17 protein-coding genes are annotated in these 22,304 nt (G+C 57.3%); 9 read left to right on the forward strand and 8 right to left on the reverse strand.

Translation table 11 applies throughout. The annotated features are described in order from the left end of the window. Nucleotides 1-276: 276 nt before the first annotated feature. Genes sufU through sufC form a run of 5 tightly spaced genes read right to left on the reverse strand, consistent with a single transcriptional unit; the run spans nt 277 to nt 5,630 of the window. Nucleotides 277-711, reverse strand: a complete 435-nt coding sequence (gene sufU / locus ACTNBB_RS01710; protein ID WP_427718807.1) for a Fe-S cluster assembly sulfur transfer protein SufU — start codon at nt 709-711, stop codon at nt 277-279. Then, nucleotides 704-2,029: an aminotransferase class V-fold PLP-dependent enzyme gene (locus ACTNBB_RS01715; RefSeq protein ID WP_441056250.1), complete on the reverse strand. Its 1,326-nt coding sequence runs from the start codon at nt 2,027-2,029 to the stop codon at nt 704-706. Before ACTNBB_RS01715 ends, sufU begins: the two co-directional genes overlap by 8 nt. Further along, entirely contained in the window at nt 2,026-3,405 is a 1,380-nt protein-coding gene (locus ACTNBB_RS01720) for a SufB/SufD family protein (protein ID WP_441056249.1), read from the reverse strand. The genes ACTNBB_RS01715 and ACTNBB_RS01720 overlap by 4 nt, the downstream gene beginning before the upstream one ends. Continuing rightward, nucleotides 3,405-4,817 (reverse strand): Fe-S cluster assembly protein SufB, encoded by a 1,413-nt coding sequence (gene sufB, locus ACTNBB_RS01725; protein WP_117854891.1) that lies wholly within the window; start codon nt 4,815-4,817, stop codon nt 3,405-3,407. The genes ACTNBB_RS01720 and sufB overlap by 1 nt, the downstream gene beginning before the upstream one ends. A 12-nt stretch (nt 4,818-4,829) precedes the next feature. Beyond that, complete coding sequence (gene sufC, locus ACTNBB_RS01730; RefSeq protein WP_427747480.1) at nt 4,830-5,630, reverse strand: Fe-S cluster assembly ATPase SufC; 801 nt, start codon at nt 5,628-5,630, stop codon at nt 4,830-4,832. Between the two features lie 223 nt (nt 5,631-5,853). On the opposite strand from sufC, the gene ACTNBB_RS01735 reads away from it, so the two are divergent. The 3 genes from ACTNBB_RS01735 to ACTNBB_RS01745 all read left to right on the forward strand — a co-directional run bounded on the left by ACTNBB_RS01735 (nt 5,854) and on the right by ACTNBB_RS01745 (nt 10,072). Then, nucleotides 5,854-6,285, forward strand: coding sequence for an RrF2 family transcriptional regulator (locus ACTNBB_RS01735; RefSeq protein WP_154518293.1), 432 nt, complete (start codon nt 5,854-5,856; stop codon nt 6,283-6,285). A gap of 138 nt (nt 6,286-6,423) precedes the next feature. Beyond that, nucleotides 6,424-8,073, forward strand: a complete 1,650-nt coding sequence (locus ACTNBB_RS01740) for a hypothetical protein (RefSeq protein WP_441056248.1) — start codon at nt 6,424-6,426, stop codon at nt 8,071-8,073. A 202-nt stretch (nt 8,074-8,275) separates the two neighbouring features. After that, nucleotides 8,276-10,072 (forward strand): AAA family ATPase, encoded by a 1,797-nt coding sequence (locus ACTNBB_RS01745; protein ID WP_441056247.1) that lies wholly within the window; start codon nt 8,276-8,278, stop codon nt 10,070-10,072. An 11-nt stretch (nt 10,073-10,083) separates the two neighbouring features. Here the strand turns inward: ACTNBB_RS01745 and ACTNBB_RS01750 are convergent, their stop codons facing one another. Further along, entirely contained in the window at nt 10,084-11,103 is a 1,020-nt protein-coding gene (locus tag ACTNBB_RS01750; protein WP_441056246.1) for a glycosyltransferase, read from the reverse strand. Between the two features lie 201 nt (nt 11,104-11,304). Here ACTNBB_RS01750 and ACTNBB_RS01755 point away from each other — a divergent pair, with 201 nt between their 5' ends. Further along, the gene (locus ACTNBB_RS01755) at nt 11,305-12,675 is read left to right on the forward strand and encodes a hypothetical protein (protein ID WP_441071008.1); all 1,371 of its coding nucleotides are present in this window, start codon (nt 11,305-11,307) and stop codon (nt 12,673-12,675) included. Here the strand turns inward: ACTNBB_RS01755 and ACTNBB_RS01760 are convergent. Further along, entirely contained in the window at nt 12,672-13,817 is a 1,146-nt protein-coding gene (locus ACTNBB_RS01760) for an acyltransferase family protein (protein WP_441056244.1), read from the reverse strand. The genes ACTNBB_RS01755 and ACTNBB_RS01760 overlap by 4 nt on opposite strands. A 4-nt stretch (nt 13,818-13,821) precedes the next feature. Further along, nucleotides 13,822-14,922 (reverse strand): glycosyltransferase family 2 protein, encoded by a 1,101-nt coding sequence (locus ACTNBB_RS01765; RefSeq protein WP_441056243.1) that lies wholly within the window; start codon nt 14,920-14,922, stop codon nt 13,822-13,824. 151 nt (nt 14,923-15,073) lie between these two features. Here ACTNBB_RS01765 and ACTNBB_RS01770 point away from each other — a divergent pair, with 151 nt between their 5' ends. The 5 genes from ACTNBB_RS01770 to ACTNBB_RS01790 all read left to right on the forward strand — a co-directional run. Next, entirely contained in the window at nt 15,074-15,892 is an 819-nt protein-coding gene (locus tag ACTNBB_RS01770; RefSeq protein ID WP_346976804.1) for a SatD family protein, read from the forward strand. Further along, nucleotides 15,889-16,635, forward strand: a complete 747-nt coding sequence (locus ACTNBB_RS01775; protein ID WP_441056242.1) for a DUF3307 domain-containing protein — start codon at nt 15,889-15,891, stop codon at nt 16,633-16,635. The genes ACTNBB_RS01770 and ACTNBB_RS01775 overlap by 4 nt, the downstream gene beginning before the upstream one ends. A gap of 44 nt (nt 16,636-16,679) precedes the next feature. Next, nucleotides 16,680-17,153, forward strand: coding sequence for a hypothetical protein (locus tag ACTNBB_RS01780; RefSeq protein ID WP_368145389.1), 474 nt, complete (start codon nt 16,680-16,682; stop codon nt 17,151-17,153). A 130-nt stretch (nt 17,154-17,283) separates the two neighbouring features. Then, complete coding sequence (locus tag ACTNBB_RS01785; RefSeq protein WP_441056241.1) at nt 17,284-20,343, forward strand: NlpC/P60 family protein; 3,060 nt, start codon at nt 17,284-17,286, stop codon at nt 20,341-20,343. Between the two features lie 140 nt (nt 20,344-20,483). Next, nucleotides 20,484-22,304 (forward strand): GH25 family lysozyme (locus ACTNBB_RS01790; RefSeq protein WP_441056240.1); only part of this gene is annotated, 1,821 nt, incomplete at its 3' end.

Below are 22,304 nucleotides of genomic sequence, written 5' to 3' on the forward strand. Positions count from 1 at the left end.
TCGCAAAAATGCACGCCGCACCCTATGGGACCCGTCTGCGGCAGGCAGGAGGCGAGCCGGAGCCTAGTAGGACGGTGCCTGGCGCTTTGCTCGGCGTGCCCCGTGGCCCTGTGGCAAGCCTTTGGTACTGTGAAAAACGCTTGTGCTTGCGGTTGGCCGTGCGATAAATGAAGATTGGGCGCCGGAAGCGTGGCTGCGCGTGCGCTCGTTATGAAAAAGCTGAGCCGCCCGTATCGGGCGGCTCGGCAATCAAAAACCTTGGATTCGGGGCATCCGTTACTGGTTAGCCTGACCCTCGAGCATGCCGTCGAGGGTGCGCCAGGCGAGCTCGGCGCATTTGACGCGGGCGGGCATGTGTGAGATGTCCTGGAGCTGAGCGGCCTCGTCCAAGTCTTCCAAGTCTTCCTCGGAGAGCTCCTCGCCACGGATCATGGCGAGGAAAAGCCCTGCCAGACGACGAGCCTCCTCGACCGTTTCGCCCGTGATGAGGTCGGCCATGATGTCGGCGCTGGCCTGGCTGATGGCGCAGCCGTGCCCGGTAAACGAGGCCTCCTCGATTACATCGTTCTCGACACGCAGCTGCAGGGTGAGTTCATCGCCGCAGCTGGGGTTGATGCCGTCGTGCTCGTGCGTGGGCGCATCCATCTCGTACTTGTAATCGGGGTGGGAGTTGTGCTCCATAAACGTGGTGGAGGTGTACAGATTACCCATTGAACGTGCTCCAAACGTGATACAGGCCGGCGATGAACTTATCGATATCGGCCTTGTCGTTGTAGAAGGCCACGCTGGCGCGGCAGCAGGCAAGGTTCTCGACGCCCAGCCAGGTGAGCAGCGGCTGCGCGCAGTGGTGACCGGCACGGATGCAGACGCCGTCCATGTCCATGATGCTCGCGACGTCGTGAGGGTGGATGCCCTTGACGTTAAAGCTGACGACCCCGTGGTGGTTGTCCCAATAGATGGAGCCGATGATCTGGACAAAGTCGAGCTGCATGAGCTCGCCCATCAGGTAGTGGACGAGTGCCTGCTCACGGGACTGGATGTTTTCGTAGCCCACCGTGTTGACCAGGTAATCAAGCGCCGCGCCCGTGGCGAAGATACCGGCGGCGTCCTGCGTACCGGCCTCGAACTTCTCGGGGACGGGCGCCCAGGCGGCGTCCTGCTCGGTGACCGAATCGATCATCTCGCCACCGGTAAGCATGGGCGGCATGGCGTTGAGCAGATCCATCTTGCCCCACAGCACGCCAATGCCCATGGGGCCCATGGCCTTGTGCGCGCTAAAGGCAAAGAAGTCGGCGCCCAGATCGGCCACATCGACCGGCATGTGCGGCAGCGACTGCGCCCCATCGACGACCAGATAGCCGCCGTACTTGTGCACGAGCTTGCCGAGATTCTTGACCGGGTTCTCGACGCCCAGCACGTTAGAGATCTGACCCACGGCCAGAATTTTGGTCTTGGGGCCAACCTTGGCAAGCACTTCCTCGGTCGTGAGCTGACCGGTCTTGGTGGGGTAGAGGTAGACGAGCTTGGCGCCGGTCTCGCGGCAGACCTGCTGCCACGGGATTAGGTTGGAGTGGTGCTCCATGATGGTGATGACGACCTCGTCGCCGGGTTCGAGCACCGTGGGCGCAAAGCTCTTGGCGACCAGGTTGAGCGACTCGCTCGTGTTGCGGGTGAAGACGATCTCATTAGCCTGGGAGGCGCCGATGAGGTCGGCGATCTGCTGGCGCACCTTCGCGATGGCCTCGGTGGCCTCGACGGACAGCGAGTACAGGCCGCGCAGGGGGTTGGCGTTCATACGCTGGTAGAAGTCACGCTCGGCGTCGAGCACGCAGGCGGGGCGCTGCGCGGTGGCGGCGCTATCGAGGAAGGCAATCTCGGGGTGCTGTTGGAACAGCGGGAACTGCGCCTTGTAGGGGTTGGTCTCGATGTCGACGGTAGGCCAGCCGCGCGAGGCCTCGTCGCTGGCGTCGAATTCCATGGGCTCGGGGGCAGTACAGGTATCGCATTTAACGTGCTCGGTGTCGATCATGCGAGCTCCTCCTCAAAGTTATCGATCAGGTTGTTGCCCAGGCGGACGACGGCGCCGCGGGTGCGCTCGTCGGTCGCGGAAAGTGCGGCGTCCTCCAGCTTGGCACGGATGAACAGGTCCTCGGCGGCATTTTGGTCAAGGCCGCGGCAGGCGAGGTAAAACAGCTGCTCGTCACGGACGTGGCCGATGGTGGCGCCGTGGTTGCCGGCGACGTCGTCCTCGTCGCAGAGGATGACGGGAACGGTCTTGTTGTCGACGCCCTTGTTGGCCAAGAGCACCGTCTCGCGCTCGGTGCCGACGGCACCCTTGCAGCCGTGCACGAGGTCGATGGTGCCGCGGTAGACCTTCTTGGATGTGCCGGTCAGTACACCGTTGGCATCGATTTCGCACTCGGTCTTGCGGCCGCGGTGGCGAAGCTCGTAGTTAAAGTCGCGCACCTGCTGGCGGGCACCCAGGTAATCGGTATCGATCATCACCTTGGCGGTATCGCCCAGCAGGTCGCCGGCAAGGCCGGTGGCGCTGGCGCCGGCACCCAGTACGGTGTGCTGCACGTTGACGCGCGCGCCCTCGTCCAGGAACAGGCCGGTGTCGTCGAGTGCGATCCAGCTGTCGTCGAGCGTTTGCGTGCAGGTCACGTTGACGGTGGCGTACTCGTGGGCACACACGCGCAGCACGGAGCCCACGACGCCTTCGCCGTCGAAGGGGGAGTCCAGGGCGATCTGCAGGTCGAGCGTTGCCTGCGGACGGACAACGACATCGATGGCGGCGATGGCAGCCGCAGCGTCGACGCCACTCACGCGCACGGTAACCGTGGCACGGCCGTATGCGGGCACATCGATGACGATGCGCTTGGTGGCATGGTCGGCCAGATAGGCGTAGGCGGCCTCGCCCATGCCGGTCTCGAAGGCCTCGGCAGGGGAGAGCTCCTCCTCGAGCTTGATGGCGCCGGCCTGGTAGACGGAAGTGGCGGGCACGTCGAGCTCGGTCTCGGGTGTGATGCGGGCGCGGTCGGCGGCGTCGCCGGGGGCTGAGGTGCGTCGCTCGGGGAAGCGCTCGGCCATGGCCTCCATGGCGGCGTCGAAGGCGTCGGCCGCACCATGGATCTGCTCGTCCAGGCCTTCGACCTCAATGGCCTCGGCGGGAGCGGCGGCAAGCTCGTCCGAAAGCTCAAGCTTGGTCTGGTTCATTTTGAGCCAGCCCCATGTGGCGGCCGGCATCGCGTTGACGCCCCCAATCTCCTGCAGCACGCCGTCTCGGGGCTCCGACCCTCCGCGCGTACCTTTAGTACGCGTCGTCGGGCTCGTCGCTCCCGATACGTCGCACTGCAGAAGCTCGGATGACGTAAATGCGTTCGGCGTGTTGGTGGTCTGTTTCATTATCCGATCGCTCCTTCCATCTCGAGCTTGATCAGGTTGTTCATCTCGACGGCGTACTCCAGCGGCAGCTCCTTGGAGACCGGGTTGGCAAAGCCGTTGACGATCATGGTGCGGGCCTCTTCCTCCGAGATGCCGCGGCTCATCAGATAGAACACCTTGTCGTCGCCGATGCGGCCGATGGTGGCCTCGTGGCCGATGTCGACGTTCTTGGCGCGGATGTCCATGGCGGGGATGGTGTCGGAGCGGCTTTGGTCGTCGAGCATGAGCGACTGGCAGCTCACGGTTGCCTTGGAGCCCTCGGCTTTAGGCGTGGCCACGATGGAGCTGCGGAAGGTCTGGATGCCGCCGCTCTTGGAGATGCCCTTGGTCTCGACGGTCGCCGAGGTATCGGGCGCGTTGAGTACGACCTTGCAGCCGGTATCGAGGTTCTGGCCGGCGCCGGCAAAGGTGATGCCGGTAAAGCTCGAGCGGGCGCGGCGGCCGTTGAGCACGCTCATGGGGTAGAGGTAGCCCACATGGCTGCCGAAGGAGCCGCTGATCCACTCGATGTCGCCGTCCTCGTCCACGCGCGCACGCTTGGTGTTGAGGTTGTACATGTTCTTGGACCAGTTCTCGATGGTCGAATAGCGCAGGTGTGCGCGCTTGCCCACAAAGAGCTCCACAGCACCGGCGTGGAGGTTGGCCACGTTGTACTTGGGCGCGGAGCAACCTTCAATGAAGTGCAGGTCGGCGTCGTCCTCGACGATGATGAGCGTGTGCTCAAACTGGCCGGCGCCCTTGGCGTTGAGGCGGAAGTAGCTCTGCAGCGGAAAATCGAGCTTGGTGCCCTTGGGCACGTAGACAAACGAGCCGCCCGACCATACGGCGCCGTGCAGGGCCGCAAACTTGTGGTCGGTGGGCGGGATGAGCGTCATAAACTTCTCGTGGATGAGCGGCTCCCACTGCGGGTCGTGCAGGGCCTCCTCGATGCCGGAGTAGACGATGCCCATCTTGGACGCCGTGTCCTGCATGTTGTGGTAGACGAGCTCGGAGTCGTACTGCGCGCCGACACCCGCCAGGTAGCTGCGCTCGGCCTCGGGGATACCCAGGCGCTCAAAGGTGTTCTTGATGTCGTCGGGCACCGACTCCCAGTCGTGCTTTTGGTCGGTGTTGGGCTTGACGTAGGTGACGATGTTGTCCATGTCCAGGCCCTCGATGGAGGGGCCCCACGTCGGGTCGGGAAAACGGTTGAAAATCTCGAGGGACTTGAGGCGCAGGTCGAGCATCCACTGCGGCTCGTCCTTCTTGGCGCTGATCTCGCGCACGATGTCGGGCGTGATGCCGGCGTCGAGGCGCTCGAATCCCTCCTCGCCATAGGTGAAGTCGTAGAGGCTGCGGTCGATGTCCGCGACCTCGGTGCGGTTCTTGGTCATTGCGTCGCCCCTTTACGCCTGCTGCTCGGCAGCGACGGCCTCGGCCTGGGCGCGCTGCTCGGCGGCCTCGCGCTCGAAGGCCTCAAAGCCGTTCTTGTCGATCCAGGGGATCAGCGAGGCGTCGTCCTCGCGCACGATGTGGCCCTTGACCATAACGTGGACGCGGTCGACATCCAGGTGCTCCAGGATGCGCGTGTTGTGCGTGATGATGAGCATGGAACCGTTGCAGCTCTTGCGGTAGGCGTCCATGCCGTGGCTGACGGTGGACAGGGCGTCGACGTCCAGGCCGGAGTCGGTCTCGTCCAGGATGGCGAGTTTGGGCTGCAGCAGCAGAAGCTGGAGCATCTCGACCTTCTTTTTCTCGCCGCCCGAGAAGCCTACGCCCAGCTCGCGGTTGAGGTAAGCGGTATCCATGTTGAGCTCGGCCGCGAGCTCCTTGACGCGACGGCGGAATTCCTTGCCCTTCATCTCCAGGCCGGGGCGGCCGGCGATGCTGGCGCGCAAAAAGCTCGACAGCGGCACGCCCGGGATCTCGACCGGAGCCTGGAAGCTCAGGAACAGGCCGGCGCGCGAACGCTTGTCGGTGGTGAGCTCGGTGATGTCCTGGCCGTCAAAGACGATGCGCCCGTTCTGCACGGTGTAGACGGGGTCGCCCATGACCAAGTGGCCGAGGGTGGACTTGCCGGCGCCGTTGGGTCCCATCAGCACATGGGTCTCGCCGGCGGCGACGTTGAGGTTGACGTTGTGGAGGATGGTCTTTTCGTCCACGGAGGCGGTCAGACCTTCGATGGAAAGCAGCGGATTTGCGCTCATGCTGTCCCTCTCTGTTTATGGTGTACTCATAGGTGTACTAAACCCTAGGAATCTTCTCGGAATAAAGTTACTATGGGTTCGGCGTTAGTCAAGGGAAAACCCGACTAATCCACTCGACTTTTCAGATGTGGGACATAATAATCGGGATCGTCTGTCCCACACGCTTGGCATCTGGGGCAAACTCTGCTGATGATTTTGTCTCAAGCGCACCGGGAGGGTAGGTATGCTCATTTCTTCTAAGGGCCGCTATGCCCTCCGTTTGATGATTTATATCGCGGCGCTCGGTGACGCCGAGGGCAAAATCGCCCTGCGCGAGATTGCCGACCGTGAGCATATTTCGCAAAAGTATTTGGAGCAGCTGGTCCGTCCGCTTATGAAGGCGGGCCTGCTCAAGAGTGTGCGCGGTAAGGGCGGCGGCTACATGATGGCCGTGGACCCGGCCGAGGTGCGAGCCGGCGATATACTGCGCGCTGTCGAGGGCAGCACGGCGCCCGTCGCATGCGATGGCATCGATAACAACTGCACTCGCAGCGATCTGTGCTCTACTGTGAAGTTCTGGCGCGGTCTGGACGACGTGATTGAAAAGTACGTCGACGGCGTGACGTTGGCCGACTTAGCGGCCGTACCCGAGATTAACTTCGATATCAAGCTGTAACTCGAGCGCAATTCCTCAAGATTTCGCGGAGGGCGTTACCGTTTGTCGAGTTGCTGTTGTACGACATCGGTCTTGCTGCGATACTTAAATCTATCTTTGCAAACTGCACTTTAACTACACCAATGCAAGGAGGATCTTATGCAGCCCAAGCATTCTGCGATTGTTGCCGGATTGACGCTGGCTCTTTCGTTTGGCGCCGTTGCCGCGCCCGCGCCCGCTGCTGCGGATGAGCCCACGCCGGGCGTTGCCTCGGATGCCACCGATATCGATAAGGGCCTTTATACCCAGCAGTCTTTCTCGGGCGTGCTGAGGTCGGTCCAAGGTGTCTCGTTTGTCAATGTGACCAGCGAGATGAAGTACTTTACCAAGTATGAGAGCCACGGCAACTATAACCAGGGCTTTTCGTACGGCGACGGCTATAACGCGCTGGGCTATTACCAGTTCGACCGTCGTTGGTCGCTCATTCCGTTTATGAAGCAGGTCTACAACTACAATCCTGCCAAGTACGGCATGCTTAAGTCTGCAATTGACCGCGGGAGCGATATCTCCAACGCAAGCAACCCCATGTATTCGAACGGTCAGCTGACGGAGCTGGGCCGCATTGCGCAGGATGCCTTCCAAGGTGCCTATAACGCCGATCCGGCTGAGTTTTCGGCGCTGCAAGATTCATATGCATACAACTCCTATTACGCGGTGACCGAGGCCTGGCTCAAGAGCGCGCTTGGTATTGATATCTCTGGCCGCGCCGATTGCGTCAAGGGTATGGTGTGGAGCATCACCAACATGTGCGGCACCTATGGCTGCCAGGACTTTTTCCGCTGGGCAAATCTTACAAACGATATGACCGACCGTGAATTTGTGACGGCGCTTTCCAGCAGCGTGGTCAATAACGTTGCCCGTAAGTACTCGAGCCAGCCGCAATATCACGAGGGCTGGAAGAACCGTTACAAGAACGAGCTTAAGGATTGCCTGGTCTATATTACCGAGGACGAGGCCGCGGCGACGCCGCCGGTCGAGCCTGAACCCGAGCCTGAGCCCAAGCCCGTGACTCCAGCGCCTAGCCAGGCGCCCGCCGCTCCCGTTGCTCCCTCTGGGCCTAGTGCCGATACCAATGGTGCTGACGAGGATACCGTCGATGCTCCTTCATACGATGCCGGAGCAAGCGACGGAAATGGCGATGTCGCATCGGGCGGCAGCGCGGGGTCTGCCTCGCCTTCGAATTCCGCAGATGCTGCGGCAGGGTCTGGTTCTTCCGCCGGTGGATCGACTGCCGGTTCGAGCGACCCGTCGACGAATGGCAAACCCTCTGCGAGCGAACAACTTGGCTCCATGTTTGGCTCCTCGCTGATGGTTGACATCAACAGCAGCTCGTCTTCCAAGAAGGATGGCTCCGACCAGGGCGCTACGGAAAAGACCGAGGATGCTAAGGGCGATTCGAAGGACGAGGGTTCTAAGGGGTCTGATTCCGACAAGGGCACGGAATCAGACGGTGCGGAATCGAAGGATCCCCGCCTTGATAAGGATGGCAAGCACACGGACGACAATGGGTCCAAGGGCCTGGTTGATGATGCCGCCGACCAGAACCAGGGTAAGACCAAGGTTGTGACTGCTTCAGCCACGACGACTGAGTCCTCTAAGGGCAGCATGCCCAAGACGGGTGACTTGATTTTGATGGCGAGCCTTGCCAGCGCGAGCTTGGCCACATTGGGCGCTACGTCTATTGTGAGCGGTAAGCATAAACTTGACCAGCAAAACAAAGATGCTGCGGAGGAAGACGCTCAAAAGTAGGCTCTCAGCGAGCGTTTTGCCTTCGCGATTGAAATAGGGGCCCGATGCGATAGCACTGGGCCCCTATTTGTTGCGAATCGTTTTGTTATGCCCCCCTTATGGGGTCATTTCTACCGTTACCCGAATCATTTGTTGAACAATAAAATTGTTATCAAGATGGTCGCTAAAATGGCATCGTTATTCTAAAAGGGGAGATAAAACGGTGTCTGAACAGGCAATGTATGATATTGATAACACCTTTGGCGTGAAGTTGCTCAATCTCGGCGGAAATGCTGTTCTGCCGATTGATATTCATGATTTTGCCGACGCCGCCGATCATTGTGTTTTAGTTGATAAGACCATGTTTATTGCCGATATCTTAGATTGCGAATCGACTGTGGCGCTCTGTTGTCGGCCTCATGGTTTTGGCAAGAGTATGAACCTCTCCATGCTCAAATGTTATCTGGAGCGTCCTGTGCCCGGCTCGTCGAGCATGAATCTGTTCATCGGTAGCAAAATATGGGACGCAGAAGATGGCGTCTATCGTGATGAGTATGCACGCTATCCGGTCATTGCTTTGGATTTTTCCACTTCCTCCTATCGAGGCGCCGATGCCGAGGCCGCCATGCGCGATGCCGTCGCTCGTGAGTGCGCTCGTCTGTTGCCGCTGCTGGACGTTCCCGATTTAGCGCGCAGCGACGTGCGCCATATCGAGCGCGTAGCGCGCGGTGTTGCCGGTTCTGATGAAATCGATTCGGCTCTTGGGGTGTTAATCAAGCTCCTCCGTATGGCATGTGATGAACAGGTTGTGCTGCTGGTTGATGGGTATGACGCGGCGTTTACGAATCATATGCAGGCGAAGGGCGCCTATGGCTCGTGCTTTGTCGAGTTGCTTGACCGCCTGCTCTTTGAGGGCATTGTCTCTTCGGTCGATTCTTTGCGGCTGGTTTGCTTGATGGGGGAGCGACCCGGCCCCGCACAGGCGGCATTTGCGCATCGCAACTGCCCGTATTGTTTGGCTTCGCCCTTGTCGAGCTGGTGCGATCGCCGCTTTGGTTTTTCGGATGCCGAAAACAGGGCGCTGCTAGATTACACTGGTCAGAGCGACAGACTGGCTTGCGCGCGCGAATGGTTCGAAGGCTACCGGTTTGGCGGGTTCTATTGTTCGAACCCGACGCGTGTGGTTGAGTTCTTGGCTCGGGGCTGCCTGCCGCCAACGCGCTTTGATGTATGTTGCTATGCCGATTGTCTGAACGAGACTGTGGGCGCCTGGGATTTGAGATGGCTTGCGGCAATGTTTGATTTGCTTAATCCGTATGGCTGTGTTGAGGCGCCGCTGTGCATAGACGCCGTGAAGCCTGATGCCGGGACAGCGGAAGGTATTTGGACCGATTTGTATCTGAGTGGACTCCTGACGACAGATGCGACCGATCACCAGACGGACGGCAGTCTGCCCCGCGCCCTGCGCCTTCCCAATAACGAGCTCCGGTATGCGCTGCGTCTTGTGATTATCGAATGGTTCGAGTGCGCTGCCGAGAGTGCCGAGGCTATCGATGATTTCCAAGAGGCTCTTTGCCGCGGAGACGAGCGTGCAGTTAGGCGAGCTTTGGGCGTAATTATTGATGACTTGGGCGTCGATGGAGACGAGTCGGATTTGCTGCTGGCTTTTCGTTTGGCACTGCAGGGTCTTTGTTTTGGGTTGCCTGGGTATGCCGACCCCGTTACAAAACGAGCGCACGGTTCGGAGCTTGGGGGTTTCCAGGTGTTTCCGACCGTCAATACCTTTGATGCGGCGGATACGCTTGGCATATTGGATAGCCGCCCGCTGATCTCGGTCAGCATGCTGTACGACCCCGATGTCGATGCGTTGGGCCTAGAGCTTCTTTCGGTACAGGCATTGCTCAATATCGAACGGAGCGGTCTCGACGACATTCGCGTGCCACGTCCTGCTGTGGGCCGCATGCGCTGGGGGTTTGGCTTTGATGGACAACGAGTTGCCGTCGCATGTCAGAAGTTATAGGAGGGCCGGCTTTACTCGGTTTCCTTCATGGGCGGCATGGGCGTCCAGTTGGGGTCGCGTATGATCTTGCGGGCATCCTTCATGCCGCGGCGCAGCGCCGGAATGCCGGTCTTAAAGCACTTGTCGACGGCGGCAAGGCGGATGAACTCCTTGCAGAAGGTCGCCACATTGCCCAAACGGAACAAAATGGGGTGGTAATCACCGTAGATCTGCATGTAGCGGGCCAAGTAGCCGCGGTTACGCATGATGTAGTAGCGATTGGTGTCACTGGTGGAATTGAGCTGACGCTTACCGGCGATATCCCAGTTGGAGACGGCGCGGGCGCGCTTGAGCACCACATCGGCGACTACGACGGCAGGGAAGTGTTGGCTGGCGACATAGCCATAGCAGGCGTCGTCGCCGTAGATAAAGAAACGAGCGTCGGGCAGGCCGATCTTGTCGACAACGCGGCGTGAGAACAGGCCTCCCTCAAAGCACAGCTGGTTCATGGCGCGATAGCCCTCGGGGCCCAGGTCCCACTTAGCGATGGGGTTGGGGATGCCAAGCGAAAGGATAAGCTGGTACTGCCAAAAGAAGGCGCCGCCGTCAAAGTCCAGGCGCGAACCCTGGATGACGTCGTAGCGGTCGGTCCACTTGGCCAGGCGTTCGATGCCCTCCGGGATGACGAGCACGTCGTCGTCCATCACCCAAAACCACTGGGCGCCCAGATCGTAGGCGCACTTGGTGCCGGCGGAAAATCCGCCCGCACCGCCGCCGTTTTTGAGCTGCGGGGCGTAGATGACGCGGTCGGTGCCGCCCTGCGCGTCGGGTTGGTCGGCGTCGATGCCCCACAGGTTGGCGAGGCGCTCGTTGAATGCGGCACACATGGCTTCGGTCTCGTGCGAATTCTCGTTGTCGACAATCACGATACGCCACGGCGCGGCCGTGAGCTCGGTCATGGAGTCGAACAAGTTGGCCAGGAGTTCCTGGCGCTTATAGGTGACGACAACGATGGCAAGCTTGTCGATGGGGGCGGGGAGGGTAGAAGTCATGAACGAGAATATCCTTTCGCGTGGGCAGCATATCGGCCCTGCGGAATAAACAACGTGTCCCATGGGACACGACTATTGTAAGCGTAGGCGGGCGCCCGCGGGTAATGTTCCGCTAATCACCAAGAACGTTTGCTACAAGCCTGGTTGACGTGTGTCGAGATTTCAAGCGCGCATTGTGGTATTACGTAGGTGCCGATTCCTGTGGACGCGATCTTTCTGTTTGGATGCCCTGTGAATAAAACTCGTTTAGCTTCCTTTGCCGATAGCCTTCCCGTCAAGGTCATGTTGCTGTTTTTGGTTTTTCAGGTCGCATTTGTCCTGAGCAATACCGCGGCGAATTGCCTGCCGAGGCCCGTTGTCGAGTCACATGCGCAGGGTTCGGAGTCCTCTGCCCTGTTGTCTGACATGTATATCTACGACCACCGTGTTGCAGCTGGTCCTGTTTGCTTTGATAACAATCGCTTTATCATTGAAGTCGCACAGCAAAAGGACCAAGGTTCTCCGTTTAAGACGATGACTGTTGCCGAGATTGATGACGTTACGAAAGCCGGCGGGATTACGCATCAGCAGTACTACCGGTATTGGCATGGATGGCAGCTACTTACGAATGTCTGCCTGTTTATTGGTGGTATCGACGTTGTCGTGGTGCCTGCGGCCGCTCTGGCGATTGCCGGCTCCGCTTGCGCTTACGTTGCCTTGCGGAAGCGAATTTCAAAGCCATTGACGTTGGGGTTCCTTGCAATCCTGTTGTTCTCGACCAACCTGTTTTTCAATTTTATCGGTGATCTGCTGCTGTGCATCTCGTTCTTTGTGGCGCTCATCATGATGTCTTGCATGAGCCTTCGTTTGGGCTCGGCCCCGAACGCACGGGTTTTCACAAGCCGCCTTGTCCTTTGGTCGATAGCGACGGGCGCCGTGTTTTCGTTTCTTGACTTTTTAACGATTCCTGCCGCAGTTGTCGCCCTGCATTGCTTTTTCGCCTTCATTGCGCTCCCCAAGGGTGAGCGCCCCAAGCGTTGCGTCGTCACGATGCTGCAGGCGCTCTTTGGGTTTGGGCTTTCGTTTGTGTTTACCTGGGCGATGAAATGGGTTGTCGCGGCATTTGTGCTGGGCTGGGACGAGGTCTTTTCGAACGTTCTGGGCGAGATGGGCCTTTGGTCTGCGCATGGGACTTCGTCACTGTTGCCCCAGGCTGACTGGCCTCAGATTTTGAAGGCGTTTTATTACATGAGCCCGCAGCTGTTTGCCATTTGCTCAACAGCTGGTTATGCGATGATCTCGAACGTCGTTTGTCTTGTTTCGTTTGCTGCCGTATTGGCGATTTGGGTTGCCGTGCTCGTTTGCTCGATACGGGGCGGCGCGCAAGGCGGTCGTCGTCGAAAGGTGTTGATCCAGTCGCTGCTCATGGCACTGCCTCTGGTTGTTGTTCTGGGTTATTTCGTTGTTATGCATGACCATGCGATCGTTCATATTCCGGTATTTGGCTGCAAGAATTGGGCGATTGTCTTTGCGATTTTATTTGTTTCAGGTGTAAGCGCGCTTCGTGGTCTGAGGAGTCAGAAGGACGTCTAGCTGTTCATGTGGGCCTTGATGGCCTCGACTACGGCCCTGCGTACGATATCCACGAGGAGTAGGGCAAGCGCGAGGCAAAGGCTCATAAGGATTCCGAGCAGAATGGCGGCGGCTGGACGGGGCTCTCCCGTTTGGATGCCTGTCGCCATGGTGTAGATTGCCTTGTCGAAGATGGGGCGCCAGACATTGCAGGTAAACGATTGTACGGCGTAGAAAGCGAGTGTTCCTGCGGCGAGAGACACGATTGTCTTATCTGCGGCTGAGGTTTCGTGGCGCGGCTGATGGAGCGTTGCGGCGGCAACGGATGCGGCGGCCAAGATAAAGGATATGACGGAAGTGGACTTGAAGGAGAGCTTCCAGAGCGTGTTGTACTGGCTATTTGCCGATAGCAGAAGCGCGAGCGCGATGGTGGCGGCAACGAGTCCGATGAGTACGATCTTGGATTTTTGACCGCCGGATGCGTTGCCGTGGCATTCGAGGACAAAGCGCATTTCTCCAGCTGCAATAAACGCGACCAGGTAGGTAACGGCGCTCATGAGTTTGCGCCACAAAATGATACCGGCCGCTTCGTTTGCCGTCGCCGCGATGTGGCAGTTGATTCCAAATGTTGCGAGCACAAGAAGCGCTACGACAAACGGGGCTCTTTTGCTGCCGATTCGCTGTCGTATCAGCGCAATCACTGGGACAAGCAATACGGAGACGGCGTAGACCCAGATAAACTCGATGCCCAACGTGAGCCAGCCAATCTCATGCAGCGAGATTTCTGGTAGGGGATAGACGTACATCGAAACAAACAGGCAGGTGGCGCAATAAAAGAGCGTGGGCAAGACGATCTTTTTGAGGCGATCAAGCGATTTAAGCGTGAGACCCTGCGCGGATGAACCGTTTTGGAGGGCGCGTACCGCCGAGGGAATAAGGAAGTATCCCGAGATCATAAAGAAGACCTCGTTGGCCCAGCAGCCCAGCAGGTTGATGAAGCCGAGCGTGCCGGAGTAAGGGAAGACGGCGAGCGGCGCATATTCCGGTAGACCGGCGCAGACGGCTTGAAAGGTCCACTGAAACGTGTGGAATATCGCGATGCCAGCAACCGCGAATAAGCGCAGCGCTTCGATGGAGGTATTTCTGCTTGCTTTGTTGACCATCAGACTATTTTCCAGCGCGCGCGTTGTATGAACCAAAGTGCGATGTAATCATTTTTAGAGTTTGCTTGGGGCCCTTGTTCCACACGTTATACAAGCCCTCACCCACGAGGTCCTTGGCGTATGCGCAGTAGCTGATTTTAGGATTTGCGATGCCCATATACTCGGCATAGAGCTTTTTGGCCGCGGGAGTAACGCGAGGATTGGCAAATACCAGTTCTTGCGGCATGCGTTCGAACATCCTGTGGATGGCCTGCTCGATTTCGGGGTGCCCCTCAATTCCGGTGTGCTCGATCATGATGCCCATATAGGTGAAGCCGCGTGTGATTTGCGGTGTCCAGACGGCGGAGTCGGTGACGTTGAGCCGCTCAAGAATATCGACCATGTCGTTCCAGCGATTAAACGGCATCAAGGGGTCACGCTTGGCCAGAGCGGCTGCCTTTTCGAGTGTTTCCTCGCGGTAGCAGTAATACGGCTTGGGCCAGTAAGCGATCGCCTTTGCCTGGCATAGCGTTTCGACAAGGAATGGATTGTCGGCCCAGCCTGCGCCGGGGATTTCCTTAAACCAGATATTGTTTTGCAACAGGAAGTCGCGACGATAGATTGCCGACCAAATGGACGGATGATGGGCCAGCAGGTGTGGAGCGTCGTGAATGGTGAACGGTTGCCGAGGCGGTTTAATGCGACCGCGATATGCGCAATGTAGCTTGACCTCTTGGGGGGTATCGGGGTTGCGAATGATCCAATACGGGGTCTCGATAATATCGAGCTTGTTCGGATCGCCAAATTCGCGCTTGGCAAAGGCAAGCATGTCGGAGTACATTCCGGGCTCGATCCAGTCATCGGGTTCGAGGATGGCAATCCAGTCGCCCTTTGCCTCGCGAATGCCCAGATTGCAGGTTGCGCCGTAACCCTGGTTTGCCTTATCGATCACTCGAACGCGCGAGTCGCGCGCAGCGAAATCTTGCATAATGGCGAGCGAGTTGTCGGTGGATCCGTCGTTGATTGCGAGGATTTCCAGTTCGATATTCTTTTCGTTTACTAGGCTGCCTATAGCCTGAGAAAGATACGGCTCGGCATTGTAAGTAGGCACGATTACGGTCAGCATTCAAACACTTTCTCTAGGCGATTTGGAAGAATTATAGCCTATTACAATGCAACGATTTCAGTTGCATCCGCCATAAAGAAACTAAAACCGTTGCAAATGAGCGAAAGCAACTAAAATAGTTGCTATAATCGCCATGAGGAAAGGAAGCCTGATGAACAATAGCTATTCGGCCCTCATGGTTGATATGAGACATTCGAGATGTCTTTCGGACAGTAGGAGGCAAAGCGCGCAGGAAGATCTTGCGAACGCTATGGACTGCACAAACGAGCTGTTTAAAACTGAGCTCGAAATGCCGCTTATGTTTAGTGCGGGCGATGAATTGCAGGGCCTATTTCGTAGTACGGCTGGCGCTTTCTTGGCATATAGATTTATCAAGATACTCGTCCAGACGGTTGATCTTAGGGGTGGTATCGGAGTTGGAGAATGGAAAACTCGGATGCAGTCTGCATTGTCGACGGAGCAAGACGGGTCGGCATACCATCGTGCACGCAGAGCAATTGCTGCGTCCGAAAAAGATAAGTACAGTAATTTGAAGATCATTGATGCTTCGGGTGTTTCGCGTGAGAAAGAGCTGTGCGCGGCGGGCTGTCTGGAAATAATCGATCGCAGAAACGAGTCGCAGCGTAATTACTGCGAGGTTGTTGAGTTGCTGCGGCCGCTAATGCTGCACGAGGGCACAGACGCGACTTTGAGCAAAAGGTATACTGAGCTCTTCGAAACACGTATAGGCAAAAAGTATGGCGCTAAAAGCAATCCGATCGATTGCGCGCCAGTGGCGTTGGGCAGCTCGCTCAACCTCAACGTAGATAGCATCAGGGCTAGTCATGTAGGGCTTGCGGGGCAAATGGGCGTTGCGATGGGGAAGACGAGGCAGGGGCTTGAGAAAAGCCTTAGACTCGCGAATGTTGTAAGAGAAAGAGAGCTGGCTGCTTTCGCCGTTCATTTCCTTAATGAGCTGGAGATGGCATGAGAGTATTCGGGTGTTTCCTTCTGTTTCATATGCTGTTCGACTTTTATTTTCAGTCGAATAAGATGGCAGGCGAGAAGGAATACAGCAGAATTGCCCTTGCCATGCACTGCTTAGTTTACGCGGCCGGCGCCGCAGCAACAGTAGCTCTTCTGTTTGAGGCGAGTGCAACCGCCATTGCTGCGTCCTTTACAGTATTTGCCCTTTCACATTGGATTATCGATGGCAGCCTGAGAAGAGCGTTTGCAGGACTTGACCTTTCGCCGGTCGGTAGTTTTCTGGCCGATCAAGTGCTGCACATTATAATTCTGCTCATATTGAGCGTTCTATGTTGCTATTTGTGGGCCATGCGGCCAATTGCTTTGAATCTCTTGGGCGCTCGTGGAGCGGAGCTCTTTTGGATTTCGACACTGTGCTTTTGTGGACGCCCTTGTAGCATTGTTATTGCAAAGGTGCTCCAATCTCTTCGAAACCCGGGTGTTGAGCAGTCGGCGGATACGACAACCGCACATTCAGGCAAGTGGATTGGAATATTTGAAAGGATGATTGTCGCGTCGCTTTCTTTGCTGAACCAATATTCGGCTATAGCATTTATTTTTACCGCAAAAAGTATCGCGCGCTTTAAGCAGCTGGAAAGCGATAAGGATTTTGCTGAAGTATATTTGCTGGGTTCGTTGGCGAGCGTGTTCTTGGCAATGGCTTCTGCGATCTTATTTAGTTATTTGTTTAGCGGCACCGCTTGTTGAAGTTATTAGAAACGTTAGATAGGTGAAGGATTGAGAGGCCGTCTATGGATGTCCTATCTGTTGAATTCCATCGGGAACTTATTAATAAATTAAAGCCGTGCATACATCGCTTGACTATGCGGCCGGGCTTATTTCGCGGCGATTATTGCGATTCCTTTGATGGGTTCCTTGCTGGAGAGGCGGTATCGTTTCTTTACGTTCGTGATCCGGGTCCGTTGCAAGACATGCTGGAGACTGATTTTATCGACGTGTTTCTTTATGAAAGCGATATTCGTAATTGCTTTTACTTCATTAGAAATGCTGGAATTAGCGCAATGCGAAAAGGGAACAAAGGCCTGTTATTCGATAAGAGCCTATCGAAGAAGGAATTCCTTGACAGTATTTATGAACAGCTGAAGCAAATGGAAGATACTGACTGCTTCTCAAAAGACGAGGCAAGTGATCTTGTTTATGCAATAGGAAACAGTTTGATTGACAGTGAGAGTCCTTCGTTTAAAAGAGTTTTGGGTGGGCACTGATTTTTGAGCCACGCTGCTTTCAGCCGTCGGTAAACACTCATTGGCCAAATGGCAAATAGTCCATCCGGCTTGGCCCCCGTCCCCCCAATCTAGTAGACTCTAAACCGTTGCTAGATTAGGGGGATTTTCCATGAGACGCTCCATTAAACGAGTTTCCGGGGCCGCCGCCGTCCTCGCGCTCGCGGCCGCCCTGGCCCTGTGCGGGCCCGCGGCCTACGGCGCCCCCGCCGCCTCGGGCGACGCGCAGCCGCTCCCCGTCGAGGCGCAGCCCGCCGACGAGGGGTCCGGCGGGGAGTCCGGCGTCCAGCCCGAGGCCTCCCAGGCCGACGGAGCCCAGGCTGAGCCCGCGCGGCCCGATGAGGCCGCGGCCTTCTCGCTGTCCTATTCCGCCCACGTCTCCAATATCGGCTGGATGGGCGCCGTCGCCGGCGGCGGGGTCGCCGGCACGACCGGCAGGGGGCTCCCCCTCGAGGCGCTGTGCCTCGTCCTGTCCGACGCGTCGACCGGCGAGACCCTCGGCGCCGACGCGATATCCGTCGAGGCCCACGTCGCCGGCATCGGCTGGCAGCCCGCCGTCGGCAACGGCGCCGTCGCCGGCACCACCGGCCAGGCCCGCGCCGTCGAGGCCCTGAGGGTCAGGCTGTCCGCGGACCTGTCGGGTCGCTACACCGTCTGGTACCGCGTCCACTCCGCCGAGTTCGGATGGCTCGGCTGGGCGTGCGACGGCGCCGACGCCGGCTCGGCCGGCTACGGCCGCGCCGCCCAGGCCGTCCAGGTCGCGGTCCTGCCCAAGGGCGACCCCGCCCCGGGCGACACTACCTGTCCTTTTAAGAACCATAGTGATGATCCTGCTTCGATTTCCGTCCGCTCGCATTCATCGAATATTGGATGGATGTCGCCCGTGGGGAACGGGGCTATTGCGGGGACGACCGGCAGGGCCCTTCCTATGGAGGCGCTCGAGGCGCAGCTTGACTGGTATGGCCATTCGGGTTCTATTGAACTTCGTGGCCATGTGTCGAATATTGGATGGCAACAGTGGTCTGAGGGGCACTGCGGCACGACCGGCAAGTCGCAACGCCTCGAGGCCGTCCAGATTCGCTTGACCGGTGAGGCGGCCGAGAAATATGACATCTGGTATTGCGCTCATGTGTCAGGCATAGGCTGGCTTGATTGGGCCTGCAATGGTGCTGCCGCCGGTTCTGCCGGTAAGGGCAGGGCTATCGAAGCCGTCAAAGTGGTTCTCGTGGAGAAAGGCGGAGCAGCGCCCGGCTCTTCGGCCAAGGTCTTTATCGGCGATCCAGATGCTGTTACGGTTTCCGGATCTGCCGTTTCTGGAGAGAGTCTTGGTTCCTCTTCCGGCCAAAAGGCCGCGATCGGAGGCAAGGGCGCTAGGCTGCTGAACTCTATTTCCCTGAGCGTTGCCGGTCAAACTGATAACGGATCTATTTCTTATTCCGTTATGGATGAGTACTCAGGCTGGGGCGCTTCGTCAACGGATGGCGGTGCAGCCAAAGCAGCATCAGGAGCTCCTGTTAAAGCGATTAAGATGTCGCTGAGCGGTCAGCTCGCTGCTAATTACGACATTTGGTATCGAACGTGCGACTCTGGTAGTGGTTGGACGGGCTGGACGTCAAATGGTCAGGCATGTGGCGTTTCTGGTGGTTCTTCGGGTTTGTGCGGTATTGAAATTGCACTTGTAAGCAAGGGTCAGTCTTCGCCTGGCTCCACTGCCAATGCGTTTATCGAAACGCCTGGAATCGGTCTTGTATCTCAGGCGCACGTTGCTTCTGCGGGCTGGTTGGCTCCTGTTGGCAACGGTGAAACCGCCGGCCAGACAGGAAAGTCCCGCTCTCTGCAGGCGTTATATGTTGCAACGCAGGGTATCGATGCCTCCGTCGAAGTGTCGGCACACGTTGCGAATATTGGCTGGCAGCCATACGTTTCGGGTGCCGACTATGCTGGCACCGTTGGTAGGGGTCTCGCAATTCAGGCGGTTAAATTAAGACTGACCGGCAACGACGCTTCAAAATACGATATTTACTACCGTATTCATGCGGCGGATTATGGTTGGCTTGGTTGGGCCAAGAATGACGCTGCAGCCGGCACCGTTGGGTTGGCTAAGCAGGCTGAGGCAATTCAAATTAAGTTAGTTGCAAAGGGCTCTTCTGACGCGCCTGCCCAAGATCAGGCGGCTTTGATTCAGCTCCCCGGGCTTTCCGTTAAGGCAAATTGCTCCGGTCTCGGCTGGCAAGCGCCTGTTGGCAATGGCGGTGTTGCTGGTACGGTTGGACAGAATCGTGCCATGGAAGCCATGCAAATGTCGCTTTCTAATAGTTCTGTAAGTGGTGGTATTTCGTACTCCGCTCACGTGTCAAATATCGGTTGGCAATCTGCTGTTTCTGATGGGGTTACATCGGGAACTGTTGGTCAAGGGCAGCAAATTCAAGCTGTAAAGATCAGCTTGACCGGCGATGTTTCCAATTACTTTGATGTTTGGTATCGCGTTCACATCTCAGATTACGGATGGCTTGGCTGGACCAAAAATGGATCTCCGGCAGGCACTACGAAGCTCGGAATTCCCGTTCAGGCTTTGCAGGTAAAGATTGTCCCCAAGGGCGCCGCTGCGCCGGGTTCAACTTCCGATTCTTATTTTGAGACCTATCGTTATATGGGCTACCAGACTCCCGGATCCTACCCAAAGGTTAATTGCAGCAGCGTGCAGCTTCCTTCATATTGCACCGGATACTTTACGTACGTCACGCCTTCCCGCATTCCCTATAACGCTTCGCGCCAGGACTGCATCAATGCATTTATCCAGCGTGCTCGTGAATACATTGGAACTCGTTATATCGAACCTTGGTCTTCTTGGCCGGGGGATGCAGTTGATTGCTCGGGCTTGGTGCTGCAATGTCTGTATGCGACCGGCATGGATATGGGTTGGTATAACCCCTATAACCATCGTTGGTTGCCCGAGCAAACCTATAACTCCATGAATTGGTATCGCAACAACACATTTATGCCGGTTAGCACCTCTGCTATGCAGAGGGGAGATGTGGTCTACTACCAGGGTCATATTGGAATCTACATCGGAAATGGTCGAATTATCGATTCGTGGCCGGGAATTGGAGTCACCGAGCGCTCAGTCTATGCTCCTGGTCGTGTAATCGGTGCCGCAAGGCCTTTTGCATAGAGCCAATTGAGGCGTTCCGTCACGGGGGCGCCTCTTTTTTGTCTAAATGCTACCGTTGCGCCTTAAGCCTTCAATGCTTGTTTAGAAGTGCGGTAATATAACTTGGTGTCTTCGAAAGTAGTCAATGTCTCGGGGGATATATGAATCGTCTCAAAGCGTCTGCAGCTTTGGTTTGCACGCTTTTAATAGCTTGGTCGCAAATCATTCAGCCTTACTGTGCATACGCGTTGTCTGCCCAATCCGTCGCTTCTTCACAGTCGGTACAGCAATCATCGAACGACTGCGGATTTCAAGGTGAAAGTTCTCAGGATGGGCAGGACGACTCGGGTTCTCAGGTAGCAACCGAATGGTATGGTGACGATGCGAACGCTGCTCGTCCAGATGGGGACTCAGGCTCAGTTTCTGATGATCAGTCTGGAATCGGGACTGATGAGTCAGGCGTTGACGATTCTGTTCGTGAGGCCTCGGCGGATGATTCCGTGCAGGTGGATTCTCCTGAAGCTGACTCTTTGGCGCCGAATTCTTGGCGTTACGCGAACGGCGTGCTTACTGATGCTGGCAATGAGGGTATCGATGCGCAGCCTTTGGCTGACGAAGCTTTGCCCAATGGTGCCGTTGCGCGTGGTATCGATGTCAGTAACTTTCAGGGGACGATTGATTGGAATCAGGTTAAAGCCGCCGGAATAGAATTTGCCATTCTCAAGGTCGGCCCTGTTTATGGCAAACCCGATTCAACGTTTGAGCGGAACGCTACCGAATGCGAACGTCTCGGGATTCCTTACGGCGTCTACTACTACTCCTATGCACGTTCTGTAGCGGATGCAAATAAAGAAGCCGATCGAACGCTTGCCTGGCTTGGTGGCCATTATCCGTCGCTTCCTATTTATTACGATCTTGAGGATAACTATATCTTGCAAGATCCGAATTTCAGCAAAGATAAGCTCGCTCAGATTGCGCAGACATTTTGCAATCGCATGGAGGCCGTTGGTTTTAAATCGGGCATCTATGCAAACCTTAATTGGTTTAACAACTATTTGAACTCTCCGTCACTGAACGGTTATGACCATTGGGTCGCTCAGTACAATTGGCACTGTGACTATGCCGGTAGCTATAGTTTCTGGCAATATTCAAGCAGGGGCAATGTTCCGGGCGTTAATGGCTCCTGCGATATGAATTACTGCTTCAATGGGTCTTATTTAAACGTGGATGACGGTAAGATGCATATCCAATATGAGGCTCATGTCTCCAATATTGGCTGGATGAGCAGTAAAAGAGATGGCTCTACTGCCGGAACAACGGGGCAGTCTAAAGCCATGGAAGATCTCAAAGTTAGCATTCTGAACCCTGTTTCGGACGGCTCGGTGCAAATCAATGCCCACGTCTCCGGCGTCGGCTGGCAGGGATGGGACACCCCCTCGGCGTCAGAGGGCGGCACCACCGGCCAGGGACGCGCCGTCGAGGCGGTGCGACTGAGGCTCACGGGGTCCCTCGCCAGGGACTACGACGTCTACTACCGCGTCCACGCCTCCAACATCGGCTGGATGGCGTGGGCAAAGGACGGCGAGGAGGCCGGCACCACGGGCTTCGGCAGGAGCGCCGAGGCCGTCCAGATCAGACTCGTCAAGAAGGGCGACGCCGCCCCCTCGTCCGACGGGGCCAACGTCGACTACGCCTTCAAGAAGAAGCCCATGTCCCTGACCTACCGCGCCCACGTCTCCAACGTGGGCTGGCAGGGCGCCGTGCCCGACGGCGCGACCGCCGGCACCACCGGCCGCGGCCTCGCCCTCGAGGACCTCATCGTCTCGCTCGACAGCTCCGACTACTCCGACGGCTCGGCCGTGCAGGTCGACGCCCACGTCTCCGGCGTCGGCTGGCAGGGATGGGACACCCCCTCGGCGTCAGAGGGCGGCACCACCGGCCAGGGACGCGCCGTCGAGGCGGTGCGACTGAGGCTCACGGGG

Source organism: Collinsella sp. HCP28S3_B9, assembly GCF_052066095.1.
Lineage (GTDB): Bacteria > Actinomycetota > Coriobacteriia > Coriobacteriales > Coriobacteriaceae > Collinsella.